This window comes from Alkalihalobacterium alkalinitrilicum (assembly GCF_002019605.1).
Classification (GTDB): domain Bacteria; phylum Bacillota; class Bacilli; order Bacillales; family Bacillaceae_F; genus Alkalihalobacterium; species Alkalihalobacterium alkalinitrilicum.
Genome location: NZ_KV917368.1, coordinates 4815249 through 4830270 on the forward strand (window position 1 = coordinate 4815249; position 15022 = coordinate 4830270).

Annotated in this window: 13 protein-coding genes; 10 read left to right on the top strand and 3 right to left on the bottom strand. The window is 38.1% G+C overall.

Going from position 1 to position 15022, the window contains the following annotated elements; translation table 11 throughout:
- Nucleotides 1-9: 9 nt before the first annotated feature.
- Nucleotides 10-1176, bottom strand: a complete 1167-nt coding sequence (locus tag BK574_RS23255) for an FAD/NAD(P)-binding protein (protein ID WP_078430264.1) — start codon at nucleotides 1174-1176, stop codon at nucleotides 10-12.
- A gap of 168 nt (nucleotides 1177-1344) precedes the next feature.
- Between BK574_RS23255 and dcd the strand changes: the two genes are divergently transcribed.
- The gene (gene dcd / locus BK574_RS23260; RefSeq protein WP_078430265.1) at nucleotides 1345-1875 is read left to right on the top strand and encodes a dCTP deaminase; all 531 of its coding nucleotides are present in this window, start codon (nucleotides 1345-1347) and stop codon (nucleotides 1873-1875) included.
- 112 nt (nucleotides 1876-1987) lie between these two features.
- Here dcd and BK574_RS23265 read toward each other — a convergent pair whose 3' ends face one another.
- Nucleotides 1988-3529, bottom strand: coding sequence for a class I adenylate-forming enzyme family protein (locus BK574_RS23265; protein ID WP_078430266.1), 1542 nt, complete (start codon nucleotides 3527-3529; stop codon nucleotides 1988-1990).
- Between the two features lie 480 nt (nucleotides 3530-4009).
- Nucleotides 4010-4165 carry a hypothetical protein gene (locus BK574_RS27145; RefSeq protein ID WP_218970612.1) on the bottom strand — a complete coding sequence of 52 codons (156 nt, stop codon included), beginning with the start codon at nucleotides 4163-4165 and terminating at the stop codon, nucleotides 4010-4012.
- A gap of 325 nt (nucleotides 4166-4490) precedes the next feature.
- Here BK574_RS27145 and BK574_RS23270 point away from each other — a divergent pair, with 325 nt between their 5' ends.
- The 9 genes from BK574_RS23270 to BK574_RS23310 all read left to right on the top strand — a co-directional run bounded on the left by BK574_RS23270 (nucleotide 4491) and on the right by BK574_RS23310 (nucleotide 14965).
- A complete protein-coding gene (locus tag BK574_RS23270; protein WP_078430267.1) occupies nucleotides 4491-5855 on the top strand; it encodes a sigma-54 interaction domain-containing protein in 1365 nt (454 codons plus the stop codon).
- Nucleotides 5856-6193: 338 nt separating this feature from the next.
- Nucleotides 6194-7297, top strand: a complete 1104-nt coding sequence (locus BK574_RS23275; protein ID WP_078430268.1) for a TRAP transporter substrate-binding protein — start codon at nucleotides 6194-6196, stop codon at nucleotides 7295-7297.
- 106 nt (nucleotides 7298-7403) lie between these two features.
- Nucleotides 7404-7919, top strand: a complete 516-nt coding sequence (locus tag BK574_RS23280) for a TRAP transporter small permease subunit (RefSeq protein WP_158211732.1) — start codon at nucleotides 7404-7406, stop codon at nucleotides 7917-7919.
- A 3-nt stretch (nucleotides 7920-7922) separates the two neighbouring features.
- Complete coding sequence (locus BK574_RS23285; RefSeq protein WP_078430270.1) at nucleotides 7923-9251, top strand: TRAP transporter large permease; 1329 nt, start codon at nucleotides 7923-7925, stop codon at nucleotides 9249-9251.
- A gap of 121 nt (nucleotides 9252-9372) precedes the next feature.
- A complete protein-coding gene (locus BK574_RS23290; RefSeq protein WP_078430271.1) occupies nucleotides 9373-10149 on the top strand; it encodes a 3-hydroxybutyrate dehydrogenase in 777 nt (258 codons plus the stop codon).
- A gap of 695 nt (nucleotides 10150-10844) precedes the next feature.
- Nucleotides 10845-12185 carry an acetyl-CoA carboxylase biotin carboxylase subunit gene (gene accC, locus BK574_RS23295; protein ID WP_078430272.1) on the top strand — a complete coding sequence of 447 codons (1341 nt, stop codon included), beginning with the start codon at nucleotides 10845-10847 and terminating at the stop codon, nucleotides 12183-12185.
- A 47-nt stretch (nucleotides 12186-12232) separates the two neighbouring features.
- Nucleotides 12233-12865 carry a TetR/AcrR family transcriptional regulator gene (locus BK574_RS23300; RefSeq protein ID WP_180320601.1) on the top strand — a complete coding sequence of 211 codons (633 nt, stop codon included), beginning with the start codon at nucleotides 12233-12235 and terminating at the stop codon, nucleotides 12863-12865.
- A gap of 22 nt (nucleotides 12866-12887) precedes the next feature.
- Nucleotides 12888-13367: an acetyl-CoA carboxylase biotin carboxyl carrier protein gene (gene accB, locus BK574_RS23305; RefSeq protein WP_078430274.1), complete on the top strand. Its 480-nt coding sequence runs from the start codon at nucleotides 12888-12890 to the stop codon at nucleotides 13365-13367.
- A 47-nt stretch (nucleotides 13368-13414) separates the two neighbouring features.
- Nucleotides 13415-14965, top strand: coding sequence for an acyl-CoA carboxylase subunit beta (locus tag BK574_RS23310; RefSeq protein ID WP_078430275.1), 1551 nt, complete (start codon nucleotides 13415-13417; stop codon nucleotides 14963-14965).
- The last annotated feature ends 57 nt before the right edge of the window (nucleotides 14966-15022 follow it).

The window sequence follows — 15022 nt, forward strand, 5'->3', positions numbered from 1 at the left end:
AATATGAAGTTAAAAGGACTGTAGTATTTTTTCAATTCCACGGCGCGCACCCGATATATTTCTTGCGACAGGTCCAATCTCAAGTTCAGAAAGTGCACCAATAGCATATAATCCTTCATCCCATTGTAATGAATTAGACAATATAGGATAGCCGCACGCAGCACATCGAAGCTTGCGTTCTTCAATCGTTGTACTTAGCCATTCAATGCCAGGTGGTGATTGATGAAAACCAGTTGCAAGAAGAATATGTTCACTGTTAACCGTATCACCAGACAGTAACTTAACTACATTCATGGAGTCGTTTATTTGTAGACCCACAACTTCATCACGTAAAAAGGACAGAGCGCCGCTTTTTATTTGTTTACTAATTTTCGCTTTAAGGTCAAGGGGGAGTGAACCTCTATGCCTAGCTTGACGTATCATATCTCGTCGCTTGTCATAACTCGAAACGGCTTGGAAGCTTCTCATTAATTTTGGACCAAGCCATCCAGGGTCAGAGTCAAATTGGTGGACTCGAAGCGGATGTCTTGAAATTTGAGTCACGTTTCCTGGAAGATGACGGCTCCATTTGATGGACGCATGGGCAGCTGTAATCCCACCACCGACAATTATTAAGGATTTGGTCGTCTCCGGTACCTGTCGTTCACGGTCGAACACATGTGAAATAGAAGCACCGTTTTCCTTAGCCATAACCGCCCACTCAGGCCAGTATGGATGTTCACTCAATCCAATGGCTAATATAACATTTTTGCTTTCAAGCTGTTGACCATCCTTAAGGACAACTTGCCAATTTTTATTACCTTTCTTTAACTGAACGACTCTGCCTTGAATCCAACTATTATAAAGTGTAGTTTCTTCAAATAGGTGCTCACAGTGATTGTTAAAAAGCTTTAAACCAGGTCGATCATAAGGCTTATAAAAAGCAGCGTAAGGCTTTCCGCTTGCCGTTTTCGAAAACTTTTCAAGGTCAAAATGAGCGGGTGCCAGATGATGAATCGATGGGGAACGTAAATAAGGCATTTCAATAGTAGATGTACAATGAAGCCACATGGATAATGGCTTTTCATTTGGGTCGATTATGGCTAAGTTTTCAATTGCAACTTTTTTCTGTTTTATGAGATAAACAGCTGCCGTGCAACCTTGAATACCTCCACCAATAATTAGCCAGTCAAACATGATGTAACCTCCAAAACTATAATCGTAATCATTACTATTTAATATACAAAAATACAGTTTATTATGCAATGTATTCTTTTATGATGGAGAAGAATATGGTACACTTCAAATCGTAACAGTTTCGTTTTGTTTATAATAAATAATTATAGTAATAGTGAGGAGAAAGCGATGATCTTATCAGATAAAACAATAAATGAAATGTTAAACAAGGGAGAGCTTTCAATAGAGCCTTTAGTGGATGGACAAGTACAACCCGCTTCTGTAGACATTCGTTTGGGAACACACTTTTTAAAAATTGATGAAAATGCCATCGAATCGATATCACTTGATAAAGAAGCTAAGTATATTGAATTTGAAAGTGATGAAGTTGTCATTCCATCAAACTCATTTCTATTAGCAACAACGAAAGAATATATAAAGCTCCCAAACCATGTAACCGCATTTGTAGAAGGGCGAAGTTCAATTGGAAGAATGGGATTATTTATTCAGAATGCTGGCTGGGTCGACCCTGGCTTTGAAGGTGAAATTACATTAGAGCTATATAATGCGAACCGACTTCCTATTAAATTGAAGTCAGGGCGTCGAATTTGTCAGCTCGTTTTTGCATTAATGGATCAAGAAGCAAAAACACCTTATCAAGGAAAATACCAAGGACAACGTCAAGCTGTAGGAAGTCGAATTTATAAAGATATCGATTAGCAGCATCGAAAAACAGAGGGCCTGAAACAGGACCTTCTGTTTTCGTTTCTAGATGCCTCGCAGCGTTCAGTGGATGTCGCTCTAAAAAAAATAATATCGTGAAACATGGAAATTAGATCCTTTTTCCTTGACCTTGCCAGTAAGGTGCACGAAGGTCTGTTTTTAGTATTTTACCAGACGGATTACGAGGCAAGACTGAAACGAAGTCTACCGATTTAGGCTTCTTGTAACTAGCTAATCTGCCTTCACAGTAGGAGATAATTTCTTCTTCTGTTAAGGAAACACCTGCTTTAGGTACGACAATCGCCTTAACCGCTTCACCCCAAACTGGATCAGGCACACCGATGACAGCAACTTCTAAAATGCCTGCATTTGTATATAAAAACTCCTCAATTTCACGTGGATAAATGTTAACACCACCACTAATCAGCATATCTTTTTTACGATCCACGATATAATAATAACCGTCATCATCCTGTCGAGCCATATCCCCGACTGTAAAGTAATTACCGTAAAAAGCATCTTGATTCGTTTGATCATTTTGGTAATATTCATCTAGCAAATAAGGGGCTTTAATATAAAGTTCGCCAACTTCTCCTCTTGCCATAGGATTTTTTTGATCATCTAAAAGTAAACACTCAACCATTGGAAATGGAAGTCCTACACAAGCTTCTTTTTGCCGAATATCCTTTGGTTTAATATTTAAAGTAATTCCACTCTCTGTGGACCCGTAAAACTCATGAAGATCAGCATCAATAAAATATTTAAGCACATCATTTTTTGTTTGTGTTGGCAAGGGAGCACCAGCTGAAATCAGTACCCGCATCGACTCGTGATTATACTTTTGCTTAATATCAGTCGGGAGGTTCACGATGAAATTAAACATAGTTGGTGCCAGAAATGTGTTTGTTGCCTGGTATTTTTCCGTAAGTTGTAAAAATTCTTCGGGATCGAATGTTTCTTGAATAATGATCGTACCACCAACAATGAGTTGCATTAGTAAGAAAATCCATGGTGCTGCATGATAAATTGGGCCAGCAACAATATGAACATCATCTTCGGCCACTTTGTATTCAGTGGCAGCCACGATGCCAGTAAGTACACGAGAACGATGAGAAATGACAACGGCCTTAGGTTTTCCTGTTGTTCCAGAAGTATAGCCAAAATAAAAGGGATCATTTTCATGAATTTCTACGTCGGGTTCTTCGTTGGAACCAGATTGAAGGAATGGCTCGTATTGATGAAAGGGATATTCTCCCTCACTTCCAAGCATAAGTAACGTGTCAAGCTGGGGAGTAGCAGGGATAACAGAACGAATGAGACTTTCATATTCTCCTGTTGTAATAACCGCACGACATTTGGAATGGTTAATAATATATTGAACATCTTTACGAAGAAGTCGGTAGTTAATGGGAACGATGATGACACCAATTTTTGCAAGTGCACCAATTATTTCAATATAAGCGGCATGATTCTTCATAAGCACTGCAATTTTGTCACCTTTTTGATAGCCTTTTTTAACAAGAGCATTTGCCAATCGATTTGCTCTTTCGTTTAATTCTTGATATGTAAGGGTCTGGTCACGATCGATGATGGCAATTTTATTTCCATACTTCAAGTTATTTTGTTTGAAAAAAGTTCCGATAGTTAGCATTTGCTCACATCCTTTTAAAAATAAGTGCCACTAATATTGTAACAAAATTCTGAAAATAACAAAATAAAATAATTGGTCAAATTTAGTCAGAAGAACTTGGAAATAAAGTCATTGGACAACAAGCTGCGGTTGAAAGTGTTGCAAAGGCAGTACGCAGAAGTCGTGCAGGGTTTAGCCGTGCCAATCGTCCGATTGCCTCATTCATGTTTGTCGGTCAAACAGGGGTAGGGAAAACAGAATTAACGAAAACATAGCAAAGTTAAAAATTTAACTCGACTGATGGAAAGTTTGAAGAGATCTAATAATTAAAGTTTAGTGCCATAAAACATAAAACGAAAACTTTCACATAAAGCAATAAAAGGTAGTTAAAAAGATAAAAGAAGCATCCTAATGTCATGAAATATGGTGACGGATGCTTCTCTATTCTTTCTTTATATCAATAGTTGGGTATAACTTTAAATTAATCGTATACTTCATTATTTACGTTAAATGAACATAAGCATTTTGGAGAATTTTTTCTTTCATAACATATGTTTGAAAGACAATTTCGAGTGCAGTATCTTCGCAACCTACTTTTTCTTTCACATCTTCATAAGTGCCATGTAGAAACCTGTCAACTTCTAACAACTTTTTCATTTTTATTGGATTGTAACCCATCACCATCACCCTTCCGTTATTATGCATAGCCACTTTATCCTTCGCGTTTTTTTACTATTATTAGCATACTATGTCGAATTCGTCTAGATATGTGAACGATAAAATAATGCCTACTCATTCTATAACCGCAAAGGATAGAACTTAAACGTATGTAATATATATGTATTAGCTGTATAAGAAAATGGTGAAAGGGTTTTGGTTTTAATTAAAATCTATTCTCATTCGACAGTATTTATGTAAAAAAAGGGAAAGCGTTTATTGAAATAGAATTAAATATTAAGTAAAGTATTGAAGGAATGATCTTATGATTAGATACGACATAAATAAAGAAATACTTGAAACGATAATTGATTCTGCGTACGAAAGAATTGTAGTGGTTGATCAAAGTGGTTATATTACGTATTTGAATCGGTCGTATTGTGAGTTTATAGGTGTGGATATAGAAGAAGTAATTGGCAAACATGTGACTGACGTGATTGAAAATACGCGAATGCATATTGTCGTTGAAAGTGGTAAAGAGGAAATTGCACAACTTCATTATATAAATGGTACGTATATGATCGCTAATCGTGTACCTATATTACGTGGTGATGAAATCATCGGGGCAGTTGGTAATGTCATATTTAGAGATACAGAAGAATGGCAACAGATGAACACTCACATTAAAGCATTAATGTCCCAGCTTGAGTATTATCGTAAAGAATGGGAAAAAACATCAGGTGCTAAATATGACTTAAGTGATATTATAGGTAATTCAGAAAAGCTCCAACAGATCCACGATCAAGTACAGAAAGTGGCAGCAAGTGATATTTCTGTTCTCATTCGTGGAGAAAGTGGAACGGGTAAGGAACTTTTTGCTCATGCAATTCATCAGTTAAGCAACCGTAGTCATAAACCGTTTGTTAAAGTGAATTGTGGAGCAATACCAGAACATCTTCTGGAATCAGAGCTATTCGGCTATGAGGAAGGTGCATTTACAGGAGCTAGAAAGGGTGGTAAGCCAGGCAAATTTCAACTTGCTGATTCAGGAACAATTTTTCTTGACGAAATTGGTGATATGCCGATTAATATGCAGGTAAAACTGTTACGTGTTTTGCAAGAAAAGGAAGTCGAGCCTGTTGGGGCAACGAAGTCAGAGTCTATTGATGTTCGAATTATTACGGCGACTAACCGTCCCTTAGAAAAGATGGTGAAAGATGGCAAGTTCAGAGAAGATTTATTTTATCGAATTAATGTTATTCCTTTGACAATCCCTCCATTACGAGAGCGAGTAGAAGACATTATCCCTATTTCTAACGCTCTTATCGAAAAAGTAACCAAAAAAATTGGAAAGCGAAAACTACTTCTTTCCCCAGAAGTTGAAGAAGTATTGCTGCAACATCATTGGCCAGGTAATGTGAGAGAGTTAGAAAATGTAGTTGAGGCATCCGTACATTTTGCAAATGGCAATGAAATTACTATAGAAGCATTGCCTGAATACTTAAAAGAAACCGTAAGTCTTGCAACTGGTGAAAAAACGTTGAAAGAAATACTTGAGGAGACGGAAAGAAAAGTCATTAAGAATATGTTGGTCAAGCATAACTATGATAAGTTAAAGACGGCTAAGTATTTAGGTGTAAGTAAATCGAGTTTTTATGAAAAGCTGGCGAAATATAAGTTTAAATATTAAGCTATGCCTTCATTCCGTAATCTTGGAATTCATTCCAAAATTACGGAATTTTTACTTTTGCTTGTTTTACCTTGATTTTTGAATGAAACGACTAAGTTAGCGCTTTGATTTTTCCGAATATATGGAATATTAAATAAACGGATTCAGTTTCATAATTTGAGTTTTCTCTTATAACAAGAGGGATAGAAGGGAAAGAAACAAAAAAAATGAAACATGGCATAAATATTGCAGATAGGAGATAAGCAAACCATTAGCTTAATAAAAGGAGGGGTAATTTCTAATCTATTAATGTAAGCGTTTACTTAATGGTTGATTAATAACCAAAGGGGGAATAAAGTATGAAAAAAAAGTTGTTAATGATGTTATCAGTCGTAATGATTGCTTCTATTTTTATGGTAGGTTGTACGTCTAAAGAGTCAAGTGGTGGGGGAGAAGGTAGTGCTGATGCTGGAAATAGTGGGAAAACGTATAAATGGGTTGCGCAGTCACCATGGCCTTCAGGGACAACTCTTCACTGGATGGCAGAAGAAATTGCCAGAGACATTACTGCAGCTACTGGTGGACGTATAGAAGTTGAAATGCATCCAGCAGGGTCGATCGTAGCAGCATTCGATATCTTAGACGCGGTGGATACAGGAACTCTCGATGCAATTCATAGCTGGGAAGGGTACTGGGTTGGACAAATACAAGCGGCAGGTTTCTTTGCATCCATGCCTCTTGGGATGAATGAACAACAATATATGACGTGGGTATTACAAGATGAAGGTACGGAACTTTGGCAAGAGACGTTCTCAGATTACAATGTAGAAGTTCTTCCAGCGGGCGCCTATACACCAGAGGTTTTCTATCATTCTACAGTTCCTATTCATAATTTAGATGATTTAAAAGGTTTGAGAGTACGTGGTTCGGCGTTCTGGGGCGAAATTCAATCACGCTTAGGAGCAAATGTTGTAAACGTTCCAGGTGGCGAGGTGTATCAAGCGCTTGAACGTGGAATGGTTGATGCTGCAGAATTTGCGACACCTACGGATAATTTTGGATTAGGTTTCCATGAAGTTGCAGAGTATCTTGTTGTACCTGGAGCCCATCAACCGACATCAACGTTTTCGTTTATGGTTAATAAACAACGTTGGGAAGAGCTTCCAGATGATTTAAAAGAAATTGTGTCACTAGTCACTGAAAATATGTGGGGGAAAGCTTGGTCTTATGCTGCTTATCAAGATATGCAAACAATGGAAAAGTATCGTGAGTTAGAAGAGCAAGGAAAGCTAACAATTATTGAATTTGATTCCAGTGACCAAGTTCGTATGAGTGAAGTAACGAATGAATACTATGCAGAACTTGCAGAAAATGATGAACAGTTTAGAAAGGTATGGGAATCACAAAATCGTTTCCTTGAGAAATACAATTTTTGGAGAGACTTTATGAGTCCAAGTTACTAAGATAAATGTTTGAGGCTGACTCTCATTCAGGGGGAGTGAAGACTCCCCTTGAATTTCCGAAGTTCTAGCAAAGCTAGAACGAGTTTTCTCTTCAGGAGGGATACAAGTGACGAATATCTTAATAAAAGTGTCACAAACATGTGATGCAATTAGTGAATGGGCAGGAAAATTAATAAGTTGGTTCATCGGAGTATTGATTTTAATTTTAACGTATGAAGTCATTTCTAGGTTTCTATTTAATCGAAACGTACCATGGGCGATGGATGTCAGTTATATGCTCGGTGGTTCGGCCATTATCATTGGAGCGGCTTGGGCATTGAAAAACCGCCAACATGTAAGAGTAGATACTTTTTACGATCGGTTTCCACCTAAGATGAAAGCGATTATTGATATTGTGTTTGTTCTTTTACTGTTTTTCCCGTTAATTATCTTTGGCCTTATGAATTCGTTTGATGCGGCTTTACTTTCGTGGCAAAGAAACGAACATATTATGACTGGAAACTGGCAACCTCCAATTTATCCACTAAAAAGTGCGATTCCAATAGCCTTTTTTCTATTACTTATCCAAGGTATAAGTGAGCTATGCAAAAGTATTTTACAACTAACGGGAAAGGAGGAATAGCCAATGGATGCTAGTGCTTTAACGATATTTATATTAATGCTCGTCGGTTTAATGATCGGAATTTTCTCTGGGTATTATCTTTTTATCGTATTAGGTGCTTTAGGATTGTTATTCGGTCTGATCTTTTGGGGAGAAGGCGTTATTAACTTAATCACATTAAATGCATTTGATACTATTAGGAACTATTCACTTCTTGCAATCCCGTTATTTATTTTTATGGGGAACGTCATTGATCGATCGGGTATAGCAGAGCGATTGTTTCATGCGTTAAGTATAAATTTAGGCAGTATTCGTGGTGGCTTAGCGATATCGGCATTATTGATATCTATTTTATTTGGTGCAAGTACAGGTGTTGTCGGGGCAACCGTCGTTACGATGGGGGTGTTATTTCTTCCAGCAATGTTAAAAAGAAACTACAATAAGTCGATGGCGACTGGTGTAATATGTGCGGGAGGAACTTTAGGTGTTTTAATACCTCCAAGTATTATGTTAATTCTTTATGGTCCAGCAGCAGGTATATCTGTCGGGCAACTTTTTTATGCGGCCTTAATTCCAGGGTTATTAATGGGTTTCTTATATATTGTGTATGTACTCGTTCGTTCATACACGAATCCAACCTTTGCCCCTGCTATTCCTAAAGAAGAGTTAGCTCAATACTCAACAAAAGATAAAGTTATTGGTATCCTTCATATTTTACCTGTATTAGCCATTGTGTTTGCTGTTCTAGGTTCGATTTGGTTTGGTATTGCACCTCCTACTGAAGCAGCAGCTGTCGGAGCATTTGCTTCATTAATTGTTGCAGCTGCGTATCGAGAGTTAAATTTTACGGTAATTAAAGAGTCGCTCTATCGAACACTCCAAGTGTCCGCGATGGTTTATGCAATTATTATCTTTGCAGGATTTTTCGTCAGTGTGTTTATGCGGTTGGGTGGCGGACGAATAGTAGAACAAGCAATTCTCGCTATTCCTTTAGAAAAATGGGGCATTTTCATTATGATGATGCTTATCGTCTTCGTTCTAGGTTTATTAATGGACTGGATTGCTTCGATCTTAATTATTATCCCGATCTTTACGCCAATTGCTGCAATGCTAGGGTTTGATCCGATTTGGTTTGCAACGATGGTTTGTATTATGTATCAAACGTCTTTCTTAACTCCACCTTTCGCTTACTCTATTTTTTACCTTAAAGGTGTTGCCCCTAAGGAAGTGCAAACGTCTGATATTATGAGAGGGGTTTGGCCGTTTGTCGGTATTCAAGTATTAACTCTCATTTTATGTGCACTTTTTCCAGAGATTGTTCTTTGGTTACCGAATAAAATGATTGGAAATTAAAGATTTTTAATCGATATCGTATAACGTTAGGGCTAGTAAAAACGTAGGTAATGAGGTTAGCTAGTTAGATTTCAGGAATTTATGAATAGCTCTAATAGTTGGAGTAGAAGGAGAGGTATAGATGCTTAACGAGCGAGTTGTTTTTATTACTGGCGCAGGTAGTGGGATTGGCTATGCATTAGCCGAATATTTTGTCAAAAATGGAGCTTATTTAGCCATATGCGATATTAACGAACAAACTGTGGAACAAGCAGGAGAGAAACTGAAGGCTCATTCTGAAAATATATTAACATTAGCATGTGATGTAACGAATGAACAACAAATGGTGGATGCCGTTCAACAGATCTATGATCACTACGGAAAAATTGATGTCTTAATTAATAATGCAGGGAAGCAACATATTGCAAAGATTGAAGAGTTTCCATCAGAAACGTTTGAACAATTAATGAAAATCATGCTCGTTGCCCCTTTTTTGGCGATGAAGTATGTTCTCCCTTATATGAAAAAACAACAATATGGTCGCATCCTTAATATCGCTTCTATTAATGGATTAGTAGGATTTGCTGGAAAAGCTGCATATAATAGTGCAAAGCATGGTGTAATTGGATTAACAAAGGTTGCGGCACTAGAGTGTGCAAGTGATGGGGTAACCGTCAATGCTCTGTGTCCTGGTTATGTAGATACACCATTAGTCCGCAATCAACTCGAGGGGTTATCGAAAACAAGAAATGTATCATTAGAAAGGGTCCTTGAAGATATCATTTATCCACTCGTTCCGCAAAGGCGACTGTTGGATGTAGAAGAGGTTGCTCATTATGCGATGTTTTTAGCAAGCGAGCAAGGAGCAGGGGTTACGGGGCAAGCTGTTGTTATTGATGGTGGTTATACTGCGCAATAGAGCGAACTCGTTCCAGCAACCTAGAACATCGGGGAATCAGGTGGAGTCGAGGCTCCACCTTGATTAGATCATCCCACCTACGCTACGCGGTGGGAACGGACCGTGAAGCCGTTATTTTTAGAAATAACGGCTTTACGGTCCGCTAAAATGTTAAAAAAATATTTTTTGTAGTCACCCATTTAGGAAGCATAAATGTTAATTCACTATAAAGAAAGGTTAACAATTCATAGATTATAGTTAGAAGACATGACTCCGTTATAGCTCGGTTTTAGGTTAGCCCCATCTGAATTCTCCAACCATTCATTACGTGAAGCGTATGTATTATATAAGGAAAATATATGAATGGATCCCTCAAGCGAATTCGTTTTAGCAAGCTGAAACATCGAGGATGCAGATGTTCGCGACTCCACCTGATGAGAACATCCTACCAACGCTACGCTAAGAGGTGGAGGTCTTTACCCTAAAAACTAAACCAAAATCAATGAACTCCATTTCATGCTTCCAACCGAATTTGGGTATAATACGAAATGGAGTGTTAGATAGAACAAAAATTTCAGTTAACAAAATAAAACTAATAGTTAGCTAGAAACAATTACTTGACAAAAACCGTTAATTTTCTTAAAATTCAGGTATACAGACTGACTAGTCGGTCTCGGTAAAAACAAAAAGGCTCATAAACGGAAAAGGGTGAGAGAATGTTTAAAAAGGTATTGATTGCCAATCGAGGCGAGATTGCAGTTCGCGTCATTCGTGCTTGTAAAGAATTAGGAATTGAGACAGTAGCTGTTTTTTCAGAAGCGGATAAAGAAGCTTTACACGTTCATTTAGCAGATGAAGCATACTGCATTGGACCGCACCTTTCTAGTAAAAGTTACTTAAATATGATTAACCTTTTGAGTGTTGCCGTAAGTACTGGAGCAGATGCCATTCACCCAGGATACGGTTTCCTAGCTGAAAATGCTGATTTTGCAGAGAAGTGTGCTGAGCATAACATTACTTTTATCGGTCCTTCACCAGAAGCGATCAATAAAATGGGTGCAAAAGCTGTAGCTCGTGACACGATGCAAGCAGCAGGTGTTCCAATTGTTCCAGGTACTGATGGAATTATAGAAAATATCGATGATGCACTCGTTACTGCTAGAGATATTGGTTTCCCTGTAATGGTTAAAGCTACAGCAGGTGGTGGCGGTAAAGGAATGCGTGTCGCTCAGACAGAAGCTGATTTACAAAAAGCGATTTCCATGGCACAGCAAGAAGCTGAAACCGCTTTCGGTAACCCAGGTGTTTATTTAGAGAAATTCGTTGAAGAACCACGTCACGTTGAAATCCAAATTATCGGTGATAGTTTTGGAAACGTTGTTCATTTAGGAGAGCGTGATTGCTCTATCCAACGTAGACACCAAAAATTAATTGAAGAAGCTCCATCACCAGCGCTTGACGAAGACCTTCGTGCAAAAATGGGTGAAGCTGCACTTAAAGCAGCGCAAGCGGTTAGCTACTGTGGTGCTGGAACGGTCGAGTTTTTATTAGACAAGCATAAGAACTTCTATTTTATGGAAATGAATACTCGTATTCAAGTTGAGCATCCTGTATCTGAATTAGTAACAGGGGTAGACTTAATAAAGGAACAAATTTTAGTTGCAAGTGGTAAAAAACTATCATTCACACAAGAAGAAATTCAAATTGACGGATGGTCGATAGAGTGTCGTATCAATGCAGAAAATCCAGATAAAAACTTTATGCCATCACCTGGAAAAATAGAAATGTACTTACCGCCAGGAGGATTAGGTGTTCGTGTTGATAGTGCCGTATACCCAGGTTATACGATTACACCTTTCTATGATTCAATGATTGCAAAGCTTATCGTTCATGGTAGAACTCGTGAGGAAGCTATTGCAAGAATGAAACGAGCACTTAATGAATTCGTAATTGATGGTGTGGAAACAACGATCCCGTTCCACCTTCGATTATTAGAACATCCAGATTTCATTTCTGGCAACTTTAATACAAAGTTTTTAGAAAAAAACAAAGTATAACAAGTTGCTATAAATGTCGACCGTCTTAAAAAGTAGGTGAGTTGAAATTGACACAACGATCGACAAAAGAGCGAATTACGGAAGCTGCTCTTCATTTGTTTGAAGAAAACGGCTTCCATGCAGTAACGGTCGATAAGATTGCGAGAGCAAGTGGTACATCCAAGGGTGGTTTTTATCACAATTTTAAATCAAAAGATGAACTGCTATACACAATTCATGACTCATTTATAACGTATGTACTAGATAAAGCAGAGGAAGCCTATCAAACGTATAACACTCCAGCAGAAATCTTATACGAAACGGTTAAATCGTTTGTTATGATGTTTGATATGTATCGGCCACACGTTACTGTTTTTTATCAAGAAAGCTTGTACTTATCAGCTGATTATTTTCAATCGATTAAACATAAGCGAGATCGTTATAAAGAAATGATGTTTAAAGTGGTTCGAGAAGGAATTGACCAAGGGGAGTTTCGTCCAGAGCTACCTGTACCGATCACATCGATGGGGATATTCGGGATGATTAACTGGACATACAAATGGTATAAATCCAATGGACGTTATTCAATAGAAGAAATTGCAACAATATATGCAGATTTCGTTATGCATTCAATTCTTACAAAAGATACTCTTGAAAAACCAGAGTATCAACGATTTTTCTTGAAAAATCAACCAAACTAAAAAATATTAAGGAGTGTTTTACATGTTAAAAATTACTGATCTTAAAGAACTTATCCGTGCGGTGGACCGTTCAACGATTACAGAGTTAACAATTAAAGGGGAAGGTAAACAAGAAGTTACAATCAAACGTGGAACAGCAACAGAATTTGTAGCACCAGCAGAAGCAGTTACTTCAGCACCAGCACCTACTCCAGCACCAGTAGCAGTAGCACCAGTGAAAGACGAAAAACAACCTGAAGCACAAGCACCAGCTGTAGAAGATGCAAATCTACAGAAAATCGTATCGCCAATGGTAGGAACGTTTTACGCATCTCCATCTCCAGATGCAGATCCATACGTAAAAGCTGGCGATAAAGTAACTCCAGACAGTGTTGTTTGTATCGTTGAAGCGATGAAATTAATGAATGAGTTAGAAGCAGAAATTAGCGGTGAAGTTGTTGAAGTATTAGTAGAAAACGGCCAATTAGTAGAATACGGTCAACCTTTATTCCTCGTAAAATAAGCTTAATTTGCAAAAGATAAATACCGAACAGAATGGAGGAATAGACGATGGACATGTTTGATAAAATCGAAATTATGGAAGATCGCCGCGAGAAAGTTAAACTTGGTGGTGGTGAAGATCGTATTGAATCTCAACATGCTAAAGGTAAGTTAACAGCTCGTGAGCGTATTGACCTACTTCTTGATGAAGATACATTTGTAGAAATCAACCCTTTTACTGAAACGAGAAGTGTTGAATTTGGTATGGCAGAAGCTCCTGGTGAAGGGGTTGTGACTGGTTACGGTAAGATTGATGGTCGCTTAGTTTTTCTTTTCGCCCAAGATTTCACTGTATTTGGTGGAGCACTAGGAGAAATGCATGCTCAAAAGATTGCAAAAGTCATGGACTTAGCAGCTGAAAACGGTGCGCCATTCATTGGTTTAAATGACTCAGGTGGTGCGCGTATTCAAGAAGGTGTGCTATCTCTGGATGGTTATGGTCATATTTTTTACCGTAACTCGATTTATTCAGGTGTAATACCGCAAATCTCCGTTATTATGGGACCTTGTGCAGGAGGAGCTGTATATTCTCCAGCAATAACAGATTTTGTGTTCATGGTAGAAAAAACAAGTCAAATGTTCATTACGGGTCCAAAAGTAATTGAAAGTGTGACAGGTGCAAAGATTAATGCAGAAGACTTGGGTGGTGCGCGTGTTCATTCATCAGTAAGTGGTAATGCTCATTTTACAGCTACTTCAGAAGAAGAAGTTCTAGAGGATGTTCGTAAATTAGTAAGTTATTTACCACCAAATAATGAACAAAAACCGCCTACTGTAGATCCTAAAGAGAAGAAGCCAATCAATGAAAGAGTTGATGAGCTAATTGATGCAGTTCCTGTTGACGGAACAAAAGTGTACGATGTTCGCAAAGTTCTCAACTTAATTCTTGATGATGGTGAATTCATGGAAGTTCAACCGAAATTCGCTAAAAACATTGTGAATGGTTTTGGTCGTATTAATGGAGAAACAGTAGGAATTGTAGCGAACAATCCAAAAATGATGGCTGGAGGACTTGATATTGACTCCTCTGATAAATGTGCTCGTTTCATTCGTTTCTGTGATTGCTTTAACATTCCGATCATTACGTTTGAAGATGTAAGTGGCTTTATTCCAGGTGTTCAACAAGAACACGGTGGAATTATCCGTCACGGTGCGAAAATCTTATACGCATATTCTGAAGCAACTGTTCCGAAGATTACTGTGATCCTTCGTAAAGCGTTTGGTGGTGCATATGTTGCCCTTAACAGTAAAGCAATTGGTGCCGACTTAGTATTTGCATGGCCGAATGCAGAAATTGCCGTAATGGGTCCTGAAGGAGCAGCGAACATCATTTTTGCAAAAGAAATCCGCGAGAGTGCTGACCCAGAAGCAACAAGAGCGGCAAAAATTCAAGAATATCGTGAACGATTTGCAAATCCGTATGTTGCAGCAGCTAATGGTATCGTTGATGACGTTATCGATCCTCGCGACACACGAAAAAGTTTAGCAAATGCTTTAGATATGTTGAAAAACAAGAAGAAATCATTACCGAAGAAAAAGCACGGAAATATCCCGCTATAAAAGAAAGAATAGTAGGGTAGGAGTGGGACTATAGATTGTACGACTTTTTAGAGATAG

Coding starts and splice junctions, on each gene's coding strand:
- BK574_RS23255 (WP_078430264.1), bottom strand. CDS start 1,176: ATGTTTGACTGGCTAATTATTGGTGGAGGTATTCAAGGTTGCACGGCA.
- dcd (WP_078430265.1), top strand. CDS start 1,345: ATGATCTTATCAGATAAAACAATAAATGAAATGTTAAACAAGGGAGAG.
- BK574_RS23265 (WP_078430266.1), bottom strand. CDS start 3,529: ATGCTAACTATCGGAACTTTTTTCAAACAAAATAACTTGAAGTATGGA.
- BK574_RS27145 (WP_218970612.1), bottom strand. CDS start 4,165: ATGAAAAAGTTGTTAGAAGTTGACAGGTTTCTACATGGCACTTATGAA.
- BK574_RS23270 (WP_078430267.1), top strand. CDS start 4,491: ATGATTAGATACGACATAAATAAAGAAATACTTGAAACGATAATTGAT.
- BK574_RS23275 (WP_078430268.1), top strand. CDS start 6,194: ATGAAAAAAAAGTTGTTAATGATGTTATCAGTCGTAATGATTGCTTCT.
- BK574_RS23285 (WP_078430270.1), top strand. CDS start 7,923: ATGGATGCTAGTGCTTTAACGATATTTATATTAATGCTCGTCGGTTTA.
- BK574_RS23290 (WP_078430271.1), top strand. CDS start 9,373: ATGCTTAACGAGCGAGTTGTTTTTATTACTGGCGCAGGTAGTGGGATT.
- accC (WP_078430272.1), top strand. CDS start 10,845: ATGTTTAAAAAGGTATTGATTGCCAATCGAGGCGAGATTGCAGTTCGC.
- accB (WP_078430274.1), top strand. CDS start 12,888: ATGTTAAAAATTACTGATCTTAAAGAACTTATCCGTGCGGTGGACCGT.
- BK574_RS23310 (WP_078430275.1), top strand. CDS start 13,415: ATGGACATGTTTGATAAAATCGAAATTATGGAAGATCGCCGCGAGAAA.